Annotated in this window: 14 protein-coding genes; 9 read left to right on the forward strand and 5 right to left on the reverse strand. The window is 64.0% G+C overall.

All coding sequences use genetic code 11. The features are described 5' to 3' along the window. The first annotated feature begins 65 nt into the window (after positions 1 to 65). The 9 genes from B7O88_RS16445 (at position 66) to B7O88_RS16490 (ending at position 10,886) form a co-directional block, all read left to right on the forward strand. Positions 66 to 443, forward strand: a complete 378-nt coding sequence (locus B7O88_RS16445; protein ID WP_088277659.1) for a MerR family transcriptional regulator — start codon at positions 66 to 68, stop codon at positions 441 to 443. A 31-nt stretch (positions 444 to 474) separates the two neighbouring features. Then, positions 475 to 915, forward strand: a complete 441-nt coding sequence (locus tag B7O88_RS16450) for a GNAT family N-acetyltransferase (protein WP_088277661.1) — start codon at positions 475 to 477, stop codon at positions 913 to 915. Between the two features lie 69 nt (positions 916 to 984). Further along, the gene (locus B7O88_RS16455; RefSeq protein ID WP_088277663.1) at positions 985 to 2,148 is read left to right on the forward strand and encodes an isovaleryl-CoA dehydrogenase; all 1,164 of its coding nucleotides are present in this window, start codon (positions 985 to 987) and stop codon (positions 2,146 to 2,148) included. Positions 2,149 to 2,334: 186 nt separating this feature from the next. Further along, positions 2,335 to 3,942 carry a carboxyl transferase domain-containing protein gene (locus B7O88_RS16465; protein WP_088277667.1) on the forward strand — a complete coding sequence of 536 codons (1,608 nt, stop codon included), beginning with the start codon at positions 2,335 to 2,337 and terminating at the stop codon, positions 3,940 to 3,942. A 192-nt stretch (positions 3,943 to 4,134) separates the two neighbouring features. Further along, positions 4,135 to 4,935, forward strand: coding sequence for a gamma-carboxygeranoyl-CoA hydratase (locus B7O88_RS16470; protein WP_088277669.1), 801 nt, complete (start codon positions 4,135 to 4,137; stop codon positions 4,933 to 4,935). After that, positions 4,928 to 6,865 carry an acetyl/propionyl/methylcrotonyl-CoA carboxylase subunit alpha gene (locus B7O88_RS16475; RefSeq protein WP_088277671.1) on the forward strand — a complete coding sequence of 646 codons (1,938 nt, stop codon included), beginning with the start codon at positions 4,928 to 4,930 and terminating at the stop codon, positions 6,863 to 6,865. Before B7O88_RS16470 ends, B7O88_RS16475 begins: the two co-directional genes overlap by 8 nt. Then, positions 6,862 to 7,770, forward strand: coding sequence for a hydroxymethylglutaryl-CoA lyase (locus B7O88_RS16480; RefSeq protein ID WP_088277673.1), 909 nt, complete (start codon positions 6,862 to 6,864; stop codon positions 7,768 to 7,770). Before B7O88_RS16475 ends, B7O88_RS16480 begins: the two co-directional genes overlap by 4 nt. Further along, positions 7,767 to 9,722: an acetoacetate--CoA ligase gene (locus B7O88_RS16485; RefSeq protein WP_088277675.1), complete on the forward strand. Its 1,956-nt coding sequence runs from the start codon at positions 7,767 to 7,769 to the stop codon at positions 9,720 to 9,722. The genes B7O88_RS16480 and B7O88_RS16485 overlap by 4 nt, the downstream gene beginning before the upstream one ends. 123 nt (positions 9,723 to 9,845) lie before the next feature. Beyond that, complete coding sequence (locus B7O88_RS16490; RefSeq protein WP_088277677.1) at positions 9,846 to 10,886, forward strand: NAD(P)H-dependent flavin oxidoreductase; 1,041 nt, start codon at positions 9,846 to 9,848, stop codon at positions 10,884 to 10,886. Here B7O88_RS16490 and B7O88_RS16495 read toward each other — a convergent pair. The 5 genes from B7O88_RS16495 to B7O88_RS16515 all read right to left on the reverse strand — a co-directional run bounded on the left by B7O88_RS16495 (position 10,883) and on the right by B7O88_RS16515 (position 20,099). Then, entirely contained in the window at positions 10,883 to 12,022 is a 1,140-nt protein-coding gene (locus tag B7O88_RS16495) for a response regulator (RefSeq protein WP_088277679.1), read from the reverse strand. The two genes, B7O88_RS16490 and B7O88_RS16495, sit on opposite strands and share 4 nt — an antisense overlap. After that, the gene (locus tag B7O88_RS16500) at positions 12,019 to 13,647 is read right to left on the reverse strand and encodes a diguanylate cyclase (protein ID WP_088277681.1); all 1,629 of its coding nucleotides are present in this window, start codon (positions 13,645 to 13,647) and stop codon (positions 12,019 to 12,021) included. The genes B7O88_RS16495 and B7O88_RS16500 overlap by 4 nt, the downstream gene beginning before the upstream one ends. Further along, positions 13,640 to 14,029, reverse strand: a complete 390-nt coding sequence (locus B7O88_RS16505) for a response regulator (RefSeq protein WP_088277683.1) — start codon at positions 14,027 to 14,029, stop codon at positions 13,640 to 13,642. The genes B7O88_RS16500 and B7O88_RS16505 overlap by 8 nt, the downstream gene beginning before the upstream one ends. Positions 14,030 to 14,094: 65 nt before the next feature. After that, positions 14,095 to 15,699: an ATP-binding protein gene (locus B7O88_RS16510; RefSeq protein ID WP_328587514.1), complete on the reverse strand. Its 1,605-nt coding sequence runs from the start codon at positions 15,697 to 15,699 to the stop codon at positions 14,095 to 14,097. A gap of 32 nt (positions 15,700 to 15,731) precedes the next feature. Continuing rightward, positions 15,732 to 20,099, reverse strand: a complete 4,368-nt coding sequence (locus B7O88_RS16515; protein WP_088277687.1) for a PAS domain-containing protein — start codon at positions 20,097 to 20,099, stop codon at positions 15,732 to 15,734. Position 20,100: the final 1 nt, after the last annotated feature.

Here is a 20,100-nt window from a genome sequence, read left to right on the forward strand (position 1 = left end):
CTTGACGCCCCAGCGTCCACCAGCTTACCTTTACGTTAACGTAAAGCAACCCAAGCTGCCGCTCCATGACCCAGACCTACAGCATTTCCGACCTCGCCCGTGAGCTGGATATCACCACGCGGGCGATTCGTTTTTATGAGGAGCAGAACATGCTCAGCCCCGAGCGTCGCGGGCAGGAGCGGGTTTATAGCCCTCGGGACAAGGTGATTCTGAAGCTGATTTTGCGTGGTAAGCGCATTGGGTTTTCGCTGGCGGAGTGTCGGGAGCTGATTGAGCTGTACGACCCGGGCCACGGTAATCGCAAGCAGCTGGAGACCTTCCTGGACAAGATCACCCAGCGCCGTGCGCAGCTGGCGCAGCAGTTGCTGGATATCGAGCAGATGCAGATCGAGCTGGATACCGCGGAGGAGCGCTGTCGAACGGCGCTGGAGCAAACGAATTAACGCCAACCGTACCCCCCTTTTTGAGTGAATCGTGCATATAGAAACCGTCGATCAATCGCAGTATCCGCAGCTCCTGACCATCTGGGAGGCGTCGGTGCGCGCTACCCATGACTTTCTGGCCGAGGCTGATCTGCTGGAGCTGAAGCCGCTAATTCTGGAGCAGTATTTTGCTGCGGTGGATCTGCGTGCCGCCAAGGGCAGCGATGGCGAGTTGCAGGGCTTTTGCGGCGTCAGCGACGGCAATATCGAGATGCTGTTTATCGCCCCCGAAGCCCGTGGGCAGGGCGTGGGCGCGCGTTTGACCACGTACGCGATTGAACATCAGGGCGCCACCAAGGTGGATGTGAACGAACAGAACGTGCAGGCGTTGGGCTTCTATGAGCACGTTGGCTTTGCGGTGGTCAGCCGCTCACCGGTCGATGGGCAGGGCAAGCCCTATCCGCTATTGCATATGGAGCTGGCTGGGCGCTGACCATCACGGGCGTGGCCTGCCCTGGAAAACAACACTGATGCACCAACAACAATAAACACAGGTGACCCCATGCATTACCCATCGCTGAACTTCGGTCTTGGCGAGACCATCGAGATGCTGCGCGAGCAGACCCGCAATCTGGTTGATGCCGAGCTGGCGCCGCGGGCGGCGGAGATCGACCGGGAGAATCAGTTTCCGCAGGACATGTGGCGGCGCTTTGGTGACATGGGGCTGCTGGGCATTACCGTGCCTGAGGAGTACGGCGGCTCGGGGCTGGGGTATCTGGCGCATGTGGTGGCGATGGAGGAGATCAGCCGTGGATCGGCGTCGGTGGGCTTGTCCTACGGGGCGCATTCCAATCTGTGCGTGAATCAGATCAACCGCAACGGCACGCCGGAGCAGAAGGCAAAATACCTGCCCAAGCTGATCAGCGGTGAGCATATCGGGGCGCTGGCGATGAGTGAGCCGAATGCCGGTTCCGATGTGGTCAGCATGAAGCTGCGGGCGGAGCGCAAGGGTGACCACTTCGTGCTCAATGGCAGCAAGATGTGGATCACCAACGGCCCGGACGCACACGTTTACGTCATTTACGCCAAGACCGAGCCGGAAAAAGGGTCGCACGGCATCACCGCCTTTATCGTCGAGCGCGATTGGGCCGGCTTCTCCCGCAGCCCCAAGCTGGACAAGCTGGGCATGCGCGGCTCGAACACCTGTGAGCTGGTGTTCAACAACGTCGAGGTGCCGGTGGAGAACATCCTCGGCCAGTACAACGGCGGCGTGAAGGTGTTGATGAGCGGGCTGGATTACGAGCGCGTGGTGCTCTCCGGCGGCCCGACCGGGATCATGCAGAGCTGCATGGACGTGGTGGTGCCCTATATCCACGATCGTCAGCAGTTCGGCCAGAGCATCGGTGAGTTCCAGCTGATCCAGGGCAAGGTCGCCGACATGTACACCCAACTCAACGCCAGCCGCGCTTACCTCTACGCCGTGGCACAGGCCTGCGACCGTGGCGAGACCACCCGCAAGGACGCCGCCGGGGTGATTCTCTACACCGCCGAGGCCGCTACCCAGATGGCGCTGGACGCGATCCAGATTCTCGGCGGCAACGGCTACATCAACGACTACCCCACCGGCCGCCTGCTGCGCGACGCCAAGCTGTACGAGATTGGCGCCGGCACCAGCGAGATTCGACGGATGTTGATTGGACGGGAGTTGTTTAATGAGACGCGGTGAGGCAGCGGCAAGACGGATGGCCGCCCCCTGTAAGCGGCAAGCGGCAAGCAGCACGGAGATGCCTCGGGGTTGGGAGCATCTAGTCGACGAGGGTGCCGAAGTTCCGTCTGGCAAAAATAGTGGAGTGACCGCGATCAGCTTGCAGCTTGTAGCTTGTGGCTTGCAGCTGGCCAGGGAGCGCGTGCAATGAGCATTCTACCAACCCAGATCACCCCCACCTCACCGGAATACGCGGCCAACGCAACGGCCATGCGCTCCCTGGTCAGCGAGCTGCAAGCCCTGCTTGCCGCCATTGCCGAGGGCGGGGGCGAGGCGGCTAATGCGCGGCATCTGGCGCGGGGCAAGCTGTTGCCGCGTCAGCGGGTGGATGCGCTGCTCGATCCGGGTTCGGCCTTTCTGGAGATCGGCCAGTTGGCTGCCCATGAGGTCTATGGCGAGTCGGTTCCGGCGGCCGGGGTGATTGCAGGGATTGGCAGAATCGAAGGCGTTGAGTGCATGATCATCGCCAATGACGCCACGGTTAAGGGTGGTTCCTACTATCCGCTGAGCGTCAAGAAGCACCTGCGGGCGCAGACCATCGCCCGCGAGAACCGTCTGCCCTGCGTCTATCTGGTCGATTCGGGCGGCGCCAACCTGCCACGTCAGGACGAGGTGTTTCCGGACCGTGAGCACTTCGGCCGCATCTTCTTCAATCAGGCCAATATGAGCGCAGCGGGCATTCCGCAGATCGCCGTGGTGATGGGCTCCTGCACCGCCGGCGGCGCTTACGTGCCGGCGATGGCCGACGAGACCATCATGGTGCGCGAACAGGCGACCATCTTCCTCGCCGGGCCGCCGCTGGTGAAGGCGGCGACCGGCGAGGTGGTCAGCGCCGAGGCGCTGGGCGGCGCGGATGTGCATTGCCGCACCTCGGGCGTGGCCGACCATTACGCCGAGAACGACGAACACGCCCTGGCCCTCGCCCGCCGCTGCATCGCCAATCTGAACTGGCACAAGCAGGGTGAGCTGAACTGCCGCCCGGTGCTGCCGCCGCGCTATCCGGTGGAGGAGCTGTACGGGGTGATTCCGGCCGACAGCAAGCAGCCGTTCGACGTGCGCGAGGTGATTGCGCGGCTGGTCGACGACAGCGCGTTCGATGAGTTCAAGGCGCTGTTCGGCACCACGCTGGTGTGCGGGTTTGCGCACCTGCACGGCTATCCGGTGGCGATTCTGGCCAACAACGGCATCCTGTTTTCCGAGGCCGCGCAGAAGGGCGCACACTTTATCGAACTGGCCTGCCAGCGCGGCATTCCGCTGCTGTTCCTGCAGAACATCACCGGTTTTATGGTCGGCAAGAAGTACGAGGAAGGCGGCATCGCCAAGCACGGCGCCAAGCTGGTCACCGCGGTGGCCTGTGCCCGGGTACCCAAGTTCACGGTGATTATCGGCGGCAGCTTTGGCGCCGGAAACTACGGCATGTGTGGCCGGGCTTACGATCCACGTTTTTTGTGGATGTGGCCGAATGCGCGCATCTCGGTGATGGGCGCAGAACAGGCCGCGGGCGTGCTGGTGCAGGTCAAGCAGGAGCAGGCCGAGCGTAGTGGCGAGCAGTTCAGCGCCGAGCAGGCCGAGGCCCTGCGCCGTCCGATCCTCGATCAGTACGAACGTCAGGGCCACCCCTACTACGCCAGCGCCCGCCTGTGGGATGACGGCTTGATCGACCCGGCGCAGACGAGGGATGTGCTGGGGTTGGCGATATCGGCGGCGTTGGGGGCGCCTATACCGGCTAGCACGTTCGGTGTTTTCCGGATGTAGCGGCGCACATCAGCGGCAAGCTGCAAGCTACAAGCAGCAAGCTGACCGAGTCCGCTTCTGGCTTTTGCGCTTTAGAAAGCCCTGCGTTGGCTTGGGTTAGGAAACGAGCATTTGGGCTGCACGGACAGCTTGCCGCTTGCGGCTTGCAGCTGCGCGAGCAAGAGCGCGCCAGCCACCAATCGAGAAAACAACATGAATGCTTACGAAACCATAGAACTCGAATTCCGCGAAGATGGTGTGGCGACGCTCTGGCTTGCTCGCGCAAGCAAGAACAACGCCTTCAACGCGCAGATGATCCGCGAGCTGCTGGACGCCCTGGATGCGGTGGCGGCTAACCCGGCGGTGCGCTTTATGCTGCTGCGGGGGCGTGGCAAGCACTTCTCTGCCGGTGCCGATCTGGCCTGGATGCGCGACTGCGCGGCGCTGGATTACAACGCCAATCTGGACGACGCCCGCGAGCTGGCGCAGCTGATGGCCTCGCTGGCGCAGCTCAAGGTGCCGACGCTGGCGGTGGTACAGGGCGCGGCCTTTGGTGGCGCACTCGGGTTGATCAGTTGTTGCGATATGGCGATTGGCGCGGAGGACGCGCTGTTCAGCCTGTCGGAGGTGCGCATCGGCCTGCTGCCGGCGGTGATCAGCCCGTACGTCACCCAGGCCATTGGTGCCCGCGCCACCCGTCGCTACGCGCTGACCGCCGAACGCTTTGACGGCCTGCGCGCCCGCGACCTGGGGCTGCTGGCCGAGTGTTATCCGGCGGCCGAGCTGGAGGCGGCGCTCGATCAGTGGGTCGCCAACCTGCTGCAGAACGGTCCGCAGGCGATGATGGCCACCAAGGCGCTGCTGCAGGAGGTTGGGCTGGGTGCCATGAGCACGCCGCTGCGCCGCTACACCGAGGCAGCGATTGCCCGGGTGCGGATCAGCCCCGAAGGTCAGGAGGGCCTGTCGGCCTTCCTGGAAAAACGCCAACCCGACTGGTGCGCGAGCCATGATTGATTCCCTGCTGATTGCCAACCGCGGCGAGATTGCCTGCCGCATCATGCGCACCGCGCGCGAGCTGGGTATCGCTACCGTGGCGGTGCACAGCGATACCGACCGCGACGCCCTGCACGTGCGCAGCGCCGACCAGGCGGTCAACCTCGGCGGCGCCCGCCCGAGCGACAGTTACCTCAAGGTCGAGGCGATCATCGCCGCGGCCAAAGCCGCCGGCGCCAATGCGATTCACCCGGGTTACGGCTTTCTCTCCGAGAACGCCGACTTTGCCCGCGCGGTGGCCGCCGCCGGGTTGATCTTCGTCGGCCCGCCGGCCAGCGCGATTGACGCCATGGGCAGCAAGTCGGCGGCCAAGGCGCTGATGGAGGCCGCCGGGGTGCCGCTGGTGCCCGGGTATCACGGCGCCGATCAGGCGCTGGAGACCTTCCGTGCCGAGGCCGCCAAGATCGGCTATCCGGTGCTGCTCAAGGCAGCGGCTGGCGGCGGCGGCAAGGGCATGAAGGTAGTCGAATCGGAAGCGGAGCTGAGCGAGGCGCTGTCCTCCGCCCAGCGTGAAGCGCAGGCGGCCTTTGGCGATGCGCGCATGCTGGTCGAGAAATACGTGCTGCAGCCGCGCCACGTCGAGATTCAGGTGTTTGCCGACCAGCACGGCAACGCGGTGTATCTGGCCGAGCGCGACTGTTCGATCCAGCGCCGCCACCAGAAGGTGGTGGAAGAAGCGCCCGCACCCGGCCTGTCGCCCGAGCTGCGCCGCGCCATGGGCGAGGCGGCGGTCACCGCCGCATGCGCCATTGGCTACGTGGGCGCCGGAACCGTGGAGTTTCTGCTCGACGCCCGCGGCGACTTCTTCTTTATGGAGATGAACACCCGCCTGCAGGTCGAGCACCCGGTGACTGAGCTGATCACCGGGCAGGATCTGGTCGCCTGGCAGCTGCGTGTCGCTCAAGGCCAGCCGCTGCCCCTCACCCAAGAGGAGATTGTGCTGCGCGGCCACGCCATCGAAGTGCGGCTCTACGCCGAAGACCCGGAGCAGGATTTTCTGCCCGCCAGCGGCGAGCTGACGCTCTACCGCGAACCGGCGGCGGGCGCTGGGCGGCGGGTCGACAGCGGGGTGGTCGAGGGTGACCGCATCTCGCCGTTCTATGACCCGATGCTGAGCAAGCTGATCGCCTGGGGCGAAGACCGGGAAACCGCCCGCCGCCGTCTGCTGGCAATGCTGGCCGAGCAGCAGCTGGGCGGGCTGCACAGCAACCTCGCCTTCCTGCGTCGGGTGCTGGCGCATCCGGCCTTTGCCGCCGCCGAGCTGGATACCGGTTTCATCGCGCGTCATACCGACGTTCTGTTGCCTGCACCGGCCCCGCTGCCCGACGCCTTCTGGGCGCTGGCGGCCCGCGCCTGGTTGCTGACCCAGCCCGCGGCCAGGCGCGCTGATGACCCGCACAGCCCCTGGGCCAGCGCCTCCGGGTTGCGCCTCGGACTGGCCGGCGAGCAGCGCCTGCATCTGCGCTGTGGCGAGGCCGAGGCCCGTGCCTTGCCTGCCACGGGCGTCAGCCTGCAGGGCGATCAGCTGCTGGTTGAGGAGCGTCGCCACGCCGTGCAACGCCGCGGTCAGTGGCTGTTTGTCGAGTGGAACGGGCAGCTGCAACGGGTCACGCAGGTAGACCCGATCAGCGAGGTAGAGGCCCGGCAACACGGCCACGGCGGCTTGAGCGCGCCGATGAACGGCAGCGTGGTGCGGGTGCTGGTCGAGCCGGGTCAGCAGGTCGCCGCTGGCGAGTTGCTGGTGGTGGTCGAGGCAATGAAAATGGAGCACAGTATTCGCGCTGCCGAGGCCGGTGAGGTCACGGCCGTTCACTGCGCCGAAGGCGATCTGGTTGACGAAGGCCGGGTGCTGGTGGCGCTGCAACCGCTTGCTGAGGAGGCAACGGCATGAGCATGCCGCAACAGGTGCGTCTGGTCGAAGTGGGCCCGCGCGATGGCCTGCAAAATGAGAAACAACCGATCAGCGTCGCCGACAAGGTACGTATGGTCGATGACCTGAGCGCTGCCGGTCTGAGCTATATCGAGGTTGGCAGCTTCGTCTCGCCCAAGTGGGTGCCGCAGATGGCCGGCTCGGCCGAGGTGTTTGCCGCTATCCAGCAAAAGCCCGGCGTGACCTACGCGGCGCTGGCGCCGAACCTCAAGGGCTTTGAGGGCGCACTGGAAGCCGGGGTGAAGGAAGTGGCGGTGTTTGCCGCCGCCAGCGAGGGGTTCTCGCAAAAGAACATCAACTGCTCGATTGCCGAGAGCCTGCAGCGCTTTGAGCCGATCATGGCCGCGGCCAAGGAGCACGGCGTGCGGGTGCGCGGTTATATCTCCTGTGTGCTGGGTTGCCCGATTGACGGTGACGTCGCACCGGAGCAGGTCGCGGCGATTGCCCGTGAGCTGCTCGACAGCGGCTGCTACGAGGTCTCGCTCGGCGACACCATCGGCGTCGGCACCGCGGGTGATACCCGGCGGCTGATCGAGGTGGTTGGCCGGGATATCGACCGCCGCCTGCTGGCCGGGCATTTTCACGATACCTACGGGCAGGCGCTGGCGAATATCCACGCCAGCCTGCTGGAAGGCGTGGCGGTGTTCGACAGCTCGGTCGCCGGGCTGGGCGGTTGCCCGTATGCCAAGGGCGCGACCGGTAACGTCGCCAGCGAAGACGTGCTCTACCTGCTTAATGGGCTGGGTATCGAAACGGGTGTGGACATGGCGGCGCTGGTGCAGGCTGGGCAGCACATCTGCAATGTGCTCGGCAAAACCAACGGCTCGCGCGTGGCGCGGGCGTTGCTGGCGCGGGAGCAGGCATGAGTACGCCGCTGTGGTCTCCCTCGGCTGAGCGCGTTGCGGCGACCCAAATGGATGCCTTCCGGCGCTTTATCAATCAACGGCATGGGCTGACGCTGGCCGATTACGCGGCGTTGCATGCGTGGAGCGTCAGCGCGGTTGACGCGTTTTGGCAGGCGGTAGCCGACTTCTTTGCGGTGGACTTCAGCACCCCGCCGCAGCGGGTGCTGGATAACCCGGATGCCATGCCCGGCGCGCAGTGGTTTGCCGGTGCCGAGCTGAATTTTGCCGCCCACCTGCTGCGCCGCCGCGACGACCATCCGGCGCTGATTGCGCTCAGCGAAGACGGCCAGCGTGAACAGCTCAGCTACGCCGAGCTGGCCGCGCGGGTGGCCGGGTTGCAGCAGCACCTGCTGAAGCTCGGTGTGCAGCCGGGTGATCGGGTCGCGGCGCTGATGCCCAATACCTGGCAGGCCGTGGTCGGCATGCTGGCGGCGGCGAGCATCGGCGCGGTCTGGTCCTCCTGCTCGCCGGACTTTGGCGCGCAGGGCGTGGTCGACCGCTTCGGCCAGATCGAGCCGCGGGTGCTGATCGCCTGCAGCGGTTACCGCTACGCCGGAAAGCAATTGGATATGAGCAGCAAGCTGGCGGAAATCCTGCCGCAACTGGGCGGCCTGCAGCAGCTGATTCTGGTGCCCTATGGCGGCGTGGAGCCGTGTCTGGCCGAGTTTGCCTCGGTGGTCTCGACCGCCCACTGGGACGACGTCAGCCAGCCAGCCGGCAGCCCGGCGTTCACCGCCCTGCCCTTTGCCCAGCCGCTCTACATTCTGTATTCCAGCGGCACCACCGGGGTGCCCAAGTGCATCGTTCACGGTGCCGGTGGTACCCTGCTGCAGCACCTCAAGGAGCACGGCCTGCACACCGATCTGGGCAGCGAGGACGTGCTGTTCTACTTCACCACCTGCGGCTGGATGATGTGGAACTGGCTGGTCTCCGGGCTGGCACTGGGCGCAACGCTGGTGCTCTACGACGGCTCGCCGTTCGAGCCCTCTGCCGAGCGACTGATCGACCTGATCGACGCCGAGAACATCAGCGTATTCGGCACCAGCGCCAAGTATCTGGCCGCGCTGGAAAAGGCCGGGGTCGAGCCGAATCGCAGCCATCAGCTGAGCCGCCTGAAGGCGGTGCTGTCGACCGGTTCACCGCTGGCGCACGAGGGCTTTGATTACGTCTACCGCTGCTTCAAACCGGATCTGTGCCTGTCGTCGATCTCCGGCGGCACCGACATCGTCTCCTGTTTCGCTCTAGGCAATCCGACCGCGCCGGTCTGGCGTGGCGAACTGCAGTGCAAGGGCCTCGGCATGGCGGTTGAGGTGTGGGATGACGAAGGGCAGCGGCTGAGTGAAGGCAAGGGCGAGCTGGTCTGCAGCAAACCCTTCCCGTCGATGCCGCTGGGCTTCTGGAAGGATGAGGACGGCAGCCGCTTCCGCGCTGCCTACTTCGAGCGCTTCCCCGGCGTCTGGGCGCATGGCGATTACGCCGAAGAGACCCCGCACGGCGGGCTGATCATCCATGGCCGCTCGGATGCGGTGCTCAACCCCGGCGGGGTGCGCATCGGCACCGCGGAAATCTACCGGCAGGTGGAGAAGGTCGAAGCGGTGCTGGAGTCGCTCGCCATCGGCCAGCAGTGGCAGGGCGATGTGCGCGTGGTGCTGTTTGTGCGCCTGCGTGACGGCGTGACGCTGGATGCGGCACTGGAGGCCGAGATCCGCCAGGTTATCCGCGCCAACGCCACCCCGCGCCATGTGCCGGCGAAGATCATCGCGGTCAGCGACATCCCGCGCACCCGCAGCGGCAAGATCGTCGAGTTGGCGGTGCGCAATGTGGTGCACGGTCTGCCGGTGAAGAACACCGACGCGCTGGCCAACCCCGAGGCGCTGGATCTGTTTCGCGATTTGCCCAACTTGCAGTATTAACCGGGAAGGCCGAGTTCCAACTCGGCCATGCGCATGCAGCAGCGTGGGCTGGTCGGGCAGGAGCTTGATCCTCCGGCGTGCTATGGTTTGCGGCGCCACTCACCGCAAGATGGAGCACGCTGGATGACACTGACCGATCTGCTGGGAACCGAACTGCCGCTGATTCAGGCGCCGATGGCAGGTGTACAGAATAGCGCGCTGGTGCTGGCGGTGTGCCGCGCGGGTGGGCTGGGCTCGTTGCCATGCGCCATGCTGGGTGCCGATGCGCTGCGCGCGGAACTGGAGGTGTTGCAGCGCGAGGCGGCAGGCCCCTGGAGTCTTAATTTCTTTGCCCACCAGACACCGGCTGCGGATGAGGCACGGGAGCAAGGCTGGCGCGCCGCACTGGCGCCCTACTACGCCGAGTTCGGGCTGGATATCGACAGCATTCAACCCGGTGCCGGTCGCCGCCCGTTTGATGCCGAGACGCTGGAGCTGATCAGCGCGTACCGTCCGCCTGTGGTGAGCTTTCACTTTGGCCTGCCTGAGCCGGCGATGATCGAGCAGATCAAGGGCTGGGGCGGCAAGGTGGTGTCCACCGCCACCACCGTAACCGAAGGCCTTTGGCTGCAGACCAATGGCGCTGACGCGGTGATTGCCCAGGGGCTGGAAGCGGGTGGCCATCGCGGACATTTTCTGTCGACCGATCTGAGCCTGCAGATGGGCACCTTCGTGCTGTTACCGCAGCTGGTGGCGGCGCTGGATATTCCGGTGATTGCGGCCGGTGGCATTGCCGACGCGCACGGTGTGGCCGCGGCTATGGCGCTGGGCGCTTCCGGGGTGCAAATTGGCACCGCCTACCTGCTCTGCCCGGAGGCGACCACCAGCGCACTGCACCGGGCAGCGTTGCAGAGTGAAGCGGCGCAGCACACGGCGTTGACCAACCTGTTCTCCGGCGGCGCCGCGCGGGGCATCGTCAATCGGGTGATGCGTGAGCTGGGCCCCATGAGTGATCTGCCGCCGCCCTTCCCGCTGGCCGGCACGGCGATTACGCCGCTGCGCGCGGCGGCAGAGAAAGCTGGGAGCGGTGATTTCTCGCCGTTGTGGGCCGGGCAGAACGTAACCGGTTGCCGCGCCGAGCCCGCCGAAAGTCTGACCCGCGCTTTGATGGCATTGGTGGGTTAGCTTACCTCGACCCGGTCGCGGCCGATCAACCTGAGCAATTGCTGCAGCTGGCTCGGGTCGGGCTTGGCGAAGCCGGTTTCCAGCGCCGCGATGCGCATCAGGATGCGATCCTTGCGCAGGCCGTTCTGGGGCAACTGAAACAGCGAACCGGTCAACTCGCGCAGCAGGAACGGCAGTTGCTGCTGGGTCTTGATCTGATTGCCGAAGGGCGCGGCATAGTCACTGACCATCTGCTTGATGGTTTCGTCATCGGCCTGCTGGCCGTAGTTCAGGTAGTGCTGAATGGCGCAGATCACTGCCATTTCGCCTAGGCGGCAGAAGTTCACAGCGGTATCCAGCGGGCCGGCGGCGATCGACTGGTGTGCGCTCAGACGTTTCAGGGCATCGGAGAGGGCTTCACGTTCGGCCATGAAGCCGGCGGCCAGACGTTGCAGCAGCGGATGCTCCAGTGCGATGCGGGCGCGTGAAAGCCGCCTGGCCAGGTCAGCGCAGGTATGGCTGCCAAGCCACTCATAGGCCTCACTCAGGCTGACACAGGTGCCCTCACGGCCGCGCAGCAGGCCTTCGCGGTTGGCACGATTGATACTGACCAGGGCCAGCAGCGGCTCGTTGCGTGCGAGTGTCAGGTAATCGGCCCGATTGGTTTGCTGTGGTAATACGGCAGCCTCCTGCTGGCGCTCGGGGCTGGTCCAGGCCAGCCGAATCGGCTGCTTGAGACGCGCCTGCAGAAAGCCGTCCAGATCACCGATATTGCCCGCTGCGGCGCTTCCCTCCTGATCCCGCTGCAGTAACCGAGCCAGTCGCCGGCGCAGTTCATCCAGCTTGAACGGCTTGGCGATCAGATCAGCTATGCCGACGCTGCGCGCGTCCAGCACCAGCTGACGGTCGATGCTGGCGGTGACCAGCACGCGCAGACTGCGTGGGGCGCGGCGTGCGACCTCGCGGGCCAGATCCAGGCCACTGCGGTCACTGAGCTGCAGATCGGTGATCAGCAGATCAACGCGGTCGCTGCGCAGGTGGTTGATGGCGCTGACAGCACTGTCAAACAGGTGTGTTTCGATTCCCCCCAGATCGCGCAGGACGGAACGCAACAGTTCCGCAATCCAGGGGTCTTGCTCGACGATAATCGCTTTCAATTACTGCTAACTCCGGCTTTGCAGACACGGTCGCGCCCCGATTCCTTGGCCTGATAGAGCGCACGATCGGCGTCCTCCAGCAGGGCGCTGTTGTTCCAGCCGGGCGCCATGCAGCTGCTGATGCCGGCACTGAACGTACAGTTGAACGGCTTTCCCTGTGTCGAACTGAACTGTACGGCGCTGAAGGCCTGACGAATGCTGTCGAGTATGCTGAAGGCATCGTCTTCACTGCAGCCTGGCAGCACGGCAACAAACTCCTCGCCGCCATAGCGGCCCAGCCGATCGATCTTGCGCAGGCGCTGGCGCAGCAGGTTGGACAGGGCGCGGATCACGCTGTCGCCGCTGGCATGGCCGTATCGGTCATTGACCGACTTGAAACGATCAATGTCGATCATGGCGACGGTCAACGGGGAGCGGGTGCGTAGCGCCCGCTCGGCTTCAATCTCTACCTGCTCCTTGATGTCGGCGTGTTTCAGCAGGCCGGTCAGGCTGTCACGAGCCAAGGCTTCGCTGACCATGCGGGCGCGCTGTGCGCGGGCATAGACGGTCGTCAGCAGGGCGCTGTCACTGATCGGCTTGGTAATGAAGTCGTCTCCGGCCTTGAGCAGGGCCGACATCTGCCGCTCGGCATTGACCTCTGCTGACAGGTAAACGATGGGGACACGCAGCCAGTCGTCATTCAGGCGGATCACCTGCGCCAGCTCCGGACCGCTGTACTGCGGCATGCTGAGGTCCATCAGCACCACTTCAGGGCTGAATGCTGTCATCTTGTCCAGCAACTGTTGCGGATCGCTCAGGGTGTCGACCATCATGCCCGCGCTGCTAAGCACCAAGGCGTAGCGAGCGCTCAACTCGGTATCGTCATCAATGATCAGCACCCGGAACGGCCCGCCCTGGAGCGTGTTGAAGCAGCGTTCCAGGCGGCTCTCAAGCATCGGCAGATCAACCGGTTTGGTGAAAAAACCGATCGCGCCAACACGCACAGCATGCAAGCGACCGGTGAAATTGTCCTGTGAACTGATGACCAGCAGCGGCGGCGATTGGGCATCACGCTGGCGAAACACCGGGTCCTGCAGCAGTGTGCTGCCAGGCGGGCTGGTATCGACAATCATGGCGTCGATATGATCGGCTTGATGCAGGGTCGTCGGATTGTCGAAGCAACTGGTCTGGTAACCGAAGCTGCCCAGGGTGCGCTCTAGTTGCTCGCGCATTTGATCGTCTGCCACCAGCAGGCCGATATGCCGCTGATCACCCTCATCGGTCGTCGGTGTGTCGAGGCGCTGATGCTCGGTTCTGGCATCAGGGGTATGCTCCAGCAGCTGATTCAGGTGATGCGTTGCCTCTGCCAGGCTATTCAGTACAGCACTGGAGCGGTGCGGTGCATCCAGCTCGGCCTGGGCGCGCTGCTCCAGTTCCCGGCAACGCTCACCGAGGACTGCATAACCGAAGGTACCGGCGGAGCCGGCCAGCTTGTGCAGACGGTCACGCAGATCCTGCAATGCGCCAGGGGTTCTGTGCAGATGATCGGCAAGGTGGTTCAGCTCATCCAGTTCGTCGTGCAGACGTTGGCGAAAACGCTCTTCCAGAGCGGCCAGCTGGGCGACGAGCTGTTCTGATTCATGCATGCTTGTATTCCCAAATCTCGCGGATCTGATCTGACAGTGTCATAGGGTCGAACGGTTTGATTATGACGCCGGCGGCACCCAGGTCCCGGTAGGCAGCTACCTCCTGGGTCTGCGCCTTGGCCGTCATGAATACGATCGGTACACCCTGCATGCAGGGCAGCTTGCGCAGCTCGATCAGGGTCTGTGGGCCGTCCATTCCGGGCATCATGACGTCCAGCAGGACCAGCTGGGGGCTGAAGTCATCAGCGGCAGCAAGGCCGTCAGCACCGGAGTCGCAGCTGCGTACCTCAAAGCCGCCTACTACCTCCAGTGCGACCCGGGCAACCTCCTGAATCGAGGGGTCATCCTCAATGTGCATAATGCGTTTCAGTATCATCGTCATACTATTATGCGTCCTGTGTGCCGGTGCGGCCTTGACTGATGTCAACGTGATGGCGCGTTGGTTTGTTATCGTCGATTGTCTGGCGCGGCAATCGGCAGGGTAAACCAAAAACAGGAGCCCTTGTCGACCTCCGATTGCACGCCTACCCGGCCTCCCATGCGCTCAATCAACTCCTTGCAGATGGCCAGTCCGAGTCCGGTTCCGCCGCGCTGACGTTTGTCGGTTGTATCGAGCTGACTGAACTTGTTGAACAGCAGCGGTTGCTGCTCGCTTGGGATACCTATCCCCTGATCAACGACGCGAACCATGACCGAGTCACCCTGCCGCTGCCACTCGATCCGGATTGAGCCGCCGGCATGCGAGAACTTGGCGGCGTTCGACAGATAATTGGTGAGCACCTGCAGCAGACGCCGCTGATCGGCAATAACCGTCATATCAGCCAGCCCCTCGGGTATGTACCAGTGAACCTGGAAGCGTTCGGCGTAGGGTCGGTTGCTTTCCATCGCCTGAACAATGCTGGCGCGCAGCGCCAGCGGTTCGACGCGCAGTTCCACCTTGCCGGCTTCCAGCTTTTCCATGTCGAGCAGGTCGTTTATCAGCTCGTTGAGCCGTTGGCTATTGTCCAGGGCGATACTCAGAAGTCGCTCCCCTGCGGCGGAGCGGGGATCGGTCGCGCCACTGTGCAGCAGGCCGACTGCGCCGCTGATGGCAGTCAGCGGCGTGCGCAGTTCGTGGCTGACGGTCGCCAGAAAGTGGCTTTTCATGTTACTCGCGCGGCGGATCTCGGAAATGTCGTGCATGACCACGATAGCGGCGCCCGGACCGCCCTGTTCGGGATACAGCAGGCCACCACTGCAGAGCACGTGGCGCAACGGCTGATCGGCACAGGCGATACAGATTTCAACGTTCTCGACCGGTTTGCCCTGCCAGGCGCGCACCAGCGGTATATCGTCCGTGGTCAGCGGCGTCCGGCCGTCGGCAGCGTAGAGGTCATAGTGGTGCGCCCACTCTTCCGGCGTCAGGTTGAGCATATCGGCGCCATGCCACTGCTGGGCGGTGGTATTGAACAGGGTCAGGGTGCCGTCGTCGGTGCAGGCGACTACGCCAGCCTTGAGCGAGTCGAGCAACCGCTGATTCAGGGTCTGCTGGTGCATCAGCTCAAGGGCTTCTGCCTGACTGATCAGCAGCGTATGTCGCAGCTGCAGCTGAAACTCGGCCAGGCGGGCCAATCGTTGCAGGGTGTCACGCTGCTCGTCGTTGAGTGTACGCGGCCGCCGGTCAATGACGCAGAGCGTGCCGAGCAGAGCGCCCTGCGGGCTCGCAATCGGCATGCCTGCGTAAAAGCGAATGCCCGGGTCACCGGTAACCAGTGGGTTATCCGCGAAGCGTGGATCGCGGGTGGCGTCGGACACCTCCATCAGCGTCGGTTGGCGGATCGCGTGGGCGCAGAAGGCCATCTCCTTCGGCGTTTCGCTGAGATCGAGCCCGACTCGGCTCTTGAACCACTGGCGCTGGCTATCAACCAACGTAATCAGGGCGATCGGGGCATCAAGCCAGCGCGCAGCCAGTGTCGTCAGGTCATCGAAGGCCTGCTCTCTGGGTGTGTCCATGATCTGCAGCTGTGCCAGGGCAGTCAGACGCTGCTGGTCGTTGCTATCGCTGTTGTTCACGCTGGCTCCGCCAGAAAAGTTCATGTGTCAGTCTAGACAGTTTCCCGGTGTGCATTGGCGTTCTTGCAAGGCAGTCGAACCCAAAATCGTGAGCCCACCCCTTCACTGGATTCAAAACCTACGTCGCCCGCCATACGGCGTGCCAGTTCGCGGGTAATGGCCAGGCCGAGCCCCGATCCGGTACGACTGCGGGTGCTGGTGCTGTCGACCTGAAAAAACTTGTCGAAGATGCGCTCGTGCTCCTTCGATGGAATGCCGATACCCTCGTCGCGCACGCTGATCTCTACCTGGTCGCCAAGGTGTTGTGCACCGAGCCAGATGCGTCCCTGCGGGCGCGAGAACTTGGCAGCATTGGACAGCAGGTTGGCCAGTATCTGGCCAAGCCGCTGGCGATCAACGCTGACTACCACGTCGTCTATCGGATCCAGTAACTGCGTTACCTGGAATTGGTCGGCATAGCTCTGATTGAGTTCCAGCGCCTGTTCGAGCAAGGGGCGCAGGGGCTGATCCTGTAACTGGATCTGCAATTGGCCGGCGGTCAGCTTGTCCATATCGAGCAGATCATTGATCAGGCTGTGCAGGTTGTCGCTGTTTTGCGCAGCGATGCCCAACAGCCGATGCATGTTGTCGGGTATGGGGCCGAGTGCGCCGCCATGGATCAGCTTCAGCGCGCCACTGATGGCAGTCAGCGGGGTGCGCAGCTCATGGCTGACCGTGGATACGAACTGTGCCTTCATCTGCTCTGCCCGCACCTGGTCGGTGACATCCCAGATGAAACCGTCGAAGCCGATCAGGTTGCCATCAGCATCGAACTCGGCGCGGCCCTTGTCACGCACCTGGACGATTCGGCCGTCGGCGTGCAGCAGACGATAGGTGTGCTCGAAGCTGGGCTGGCCGGGTGACGTATGGCTGCGCTGGAGCAGAGCGTCCAGGTCATCGGGGTGCACTATGCTGGCATAGCTGCGATGCCGATTGTCGACCAGGTCGCTGGCCGGATAGCCGGTGATATGCTCGATTTCATTGCTCAGGTACGACATGCTTAAACGGAGATCCGGGCGACGCCGATACACCGCGCCGGGCAGGTTGCTGACCATGCCGCGGAAGCGCGACTCGCTCTGTTGCAGGGCACGTGTAGTCTCGATCAGGTCGGTTATGTCGGTGGCCATGCCGAGATAGCCGACGACCTCGCCGTTCTCGTCGGCGATGCGGGTGACGGTCAGGTTGACCTGCCGTTCCTGAGCATCCTTGCGCCGATAGGTCCAGGAGCGGGTTTCCGAGCCGCCTTGCCGTGCCTCGTGGAGAAACACTTCCAGGCCATCAATCGGTTTTCCGTAGCGGGCGCTGAGCTGCTGGCTGCGTTGTTCTATTTCGGCAGCGAGGTGGAAGCGTATGGGCGGCATTTGGCCGATCACTTCCGCAGCCTGGTAACCCAGCAGCTTTTCGGCACCGGTGTTGAACAGGGTGATGTCACCTTGGGTATTGACGGCGATGATGGCGACCTCGGTTGAGGCCTCGATCACGGCGCTCAGGAAGGCACGGGCTTCGCGGACCTCCTCGGCAGCTGCCATCTCCTGACTGATATCGGTGTGAATGCCGCTCATCCAAAGCGCCCGGCCGCTGGCATCGCGGCGCGAGACCTGGCCGTGGCTCTGGATCCACACCCAGTGGCCATCCTGATGGCGGGCACGGCAGACATAGCGAAGATGGTCGGTCTCGCCGCGCAGGTGGGCCAGCAGTTGCGCACGAGCGCTTTCCCGGTCGTCCGGATGAATCAGTTCTGACCAGCGGGCCGCCGGAATCGACTGTGGCCTATCTGCCGGAAGACCCAGCATCTGCAGCCAGCGCGGGTTGACCTCGAGTTGTTCCGCGGTCATGTCCCATTCCCAGCTGCCGACACCGGTAGCGTCGATGATACGCGCCAGCCTTTGCTGTTCACTGGCCAGGTGCTGCTCGATGTGCTTGCGCGTGGTGATATCGGCAATGAAGCCATGCCAGACGATGTCGCCGTTAGCCAGTGGCTCCGGACTTGCGTAGCCTGCGACCCAGATTTCGCCCAGCCGTGGATGGCGAACGCGGTATTCCGAGCGCCACTCGGTGAGCTGGCGGGCGGATTCGCCGATTTCGGCCACGATCCGGTCGTGGTCCTCCGGATGGATCAGCTCGATGGCCGGCCTGGCATCGATACCGGCCTGCTCCGGTGTCAGGTCATAGATATTGCCGATGCCCTCGCTGCTGAAGGGAAACCAGCTGTGTCCGTCGCTGCTCAGCTGGTACTGGTAGACCATGCCGGGCAGGTGCTGATTGAGTTTGGCGAAGCGCTGCAGCAGCGCTTCGCGGGCCTGCTGTTCGGCCTGCTGCTCGAGCAGGCCGCTGCACCAGCGTGCGCAGAGCCGCATGAAATCGAGGTCGACCTCATCGAACGGTCGTACCCGCGGAGCCGAGGCGGAGAAGTTCAGCGTGCCATAACGGCGGTTGCCAACGATCAGTGCAATGCCGATATAGCACTCAAGGGCAAAGGTCCGGTAGCAGGGGTGTCCGTTGAAGCGCGAGTTACCCATGCTGTCGATCGCCAGCACGTCGTCGTGCTGATAGGTCAGGTTGCAGTAGGTCTGCTCGAAGTCGAAACAGGCTCCGCTCTCCGGACTGTTCTCGCCGCTGCTGGCAGCGATCACTTCATACACGCTGCCACTGATCCGGCTGACCAGCCCCAGTTCCAGCTGCAGGTAATCACAGCCCAGGTCGAGCAATCGCTTCAGGCGCTCCTGGTGAGACAGGCCAAAGTCTGCGGCGATGCGGTTGAGCGAGCCCAGCGCGAGCCGCTGGCGCTCCAGTCGCTCCTGCAGGGTTGCGTGCTCCTGACGCTGGCGCATCGCGTTGAGCAGCTGACCCAGGCTGGTCTGCAGCGGCGCCAGAAATGACAGAAGAGACGATCCGGGTTGCTCCGGCCCATGACACAGCGCCAGCATGCCCATCAGCCTTCCGCCGTACAGCAGTGGCAGCAATACCGCGTTCTTCAGATCGGGGTTGTCGCTGGCGATCAGCCTGGCCTGCTGGTCGCTGCTGGCAGCGTTCATGGCGTCAAGCAGGGCGCGCGGTGCAGGCCCGGGTTGCGGCCGGTTGTCCAGACTGCTCTGCAGCTGCAGAGTTTGTGTACCGTCCGGTTCAAGCCGGGACTGGCTGAGCAAGCCGACCTGATAGCCGGTCAGCGCAAGGATCTGCTCCAGCACCTCATGCAGGCTGGCCGGCATCTGGTTCTGCTGGATGTAGGCAGACTGGGTGCGGGCAATAATTTCCAGCAGGCGCCGATTGTGCTCCCGCTTCTGGCTTTCCTCGCGTATGGCGTCGGCGTGACGCAGGACCTGGCGACGTGCCGCCCGGTAACTGCTTAACTGCAGCAGGCTGAACAGGGCGCAGGCTGCAACCAGCGCCAGCAGCCATTTGCCTGCCAGCTGCCGCTGTTCCCGCAGGTGCGCCGCTGCCTGGGCGCTAATGTCACGCCAGAGCACCAGAGCAGTTGGTGCAGGGGCGTCAACCGGCTGTCCATCACCCACGGCTTCCAGTGGCAGCAGGCTCAGCAGCCAGGTGCCGTCACTGTTGCTGTAAAGCCGTTCCGGCGTTCGCTGGTCGAGGGTGCCGAGAGCGTCGCTTACGCCGGGCGGCATTGCTGCGCCGTGCCGTTCTACCTGCAGCCAGCGGCCTTGCCCCAGCAGCAGCGGATGCCCAAGGGTCTCGGGAGCAACGCTGCGGATATCGATCAGCAGGGCCAGCCCTTCTTTCTGGCCGATTTGCGCATTGGCAAATGCCGGAAAGCCGACCTCCAGGGTGGCGATCAGCGGGCTGTCGGGTTTGTCATCGGCAAACAGCTTTGCGCTGGCGCTCTCGCGGGCGCCGTCCTGATGGAGGGTCAGGCCGCTTCGGATTCTGGTGCTGCCCGCCGTATTGTGGGTTTGCGCCCGGTCTCCCCAGGTGTTCCGGTTCTGCATGCGCAGCAGGGTGGTTTGGTCCTCGCTGAGGTGAATCTGCAGTTGTGTGGCACCGGCCTGCTGCAGCAGTTGCCAGAAACCGTCGAGGTCTTCGGCCAGCTGGGCGCGCAGGCGCAGCACCTCCGGATGGGCCCGGCCGTGCTCCCTGATCAGGGTATTGATGCGCCGGATCAGCCTCAGAACGTCCGGGTCCTGGCTGAGACTGTAGACTGCAATGCGCGCCTCACCGCGCATGGCCTGCCGGGTCTGCTCAAGGGCGGACAGGTCGCGACGGGCTTCATTGAACAGCTGCTCGCGCCACTGGGCATCGCGTTGCTGTGAAGCAGCGACAGCCAGAACCAGGAACAGCAGGGCCAGCAGGATGATGCCGAGCGGCAGGGCGATGTGTCCGTTGCGGAAAGTGGGCAGCGTGGCCATG

Origin of the sequence: Halopseudomonas aestusnigri (assembly GCF_002197985.1) — a bacterium.
GTDB lineage: Bacteria > Pseudomonadota > Gammaproteobacteria > Pseudomonadales > Pseudomonadaceae > Halopseudomonas > Halopseudomonas aestusnigri.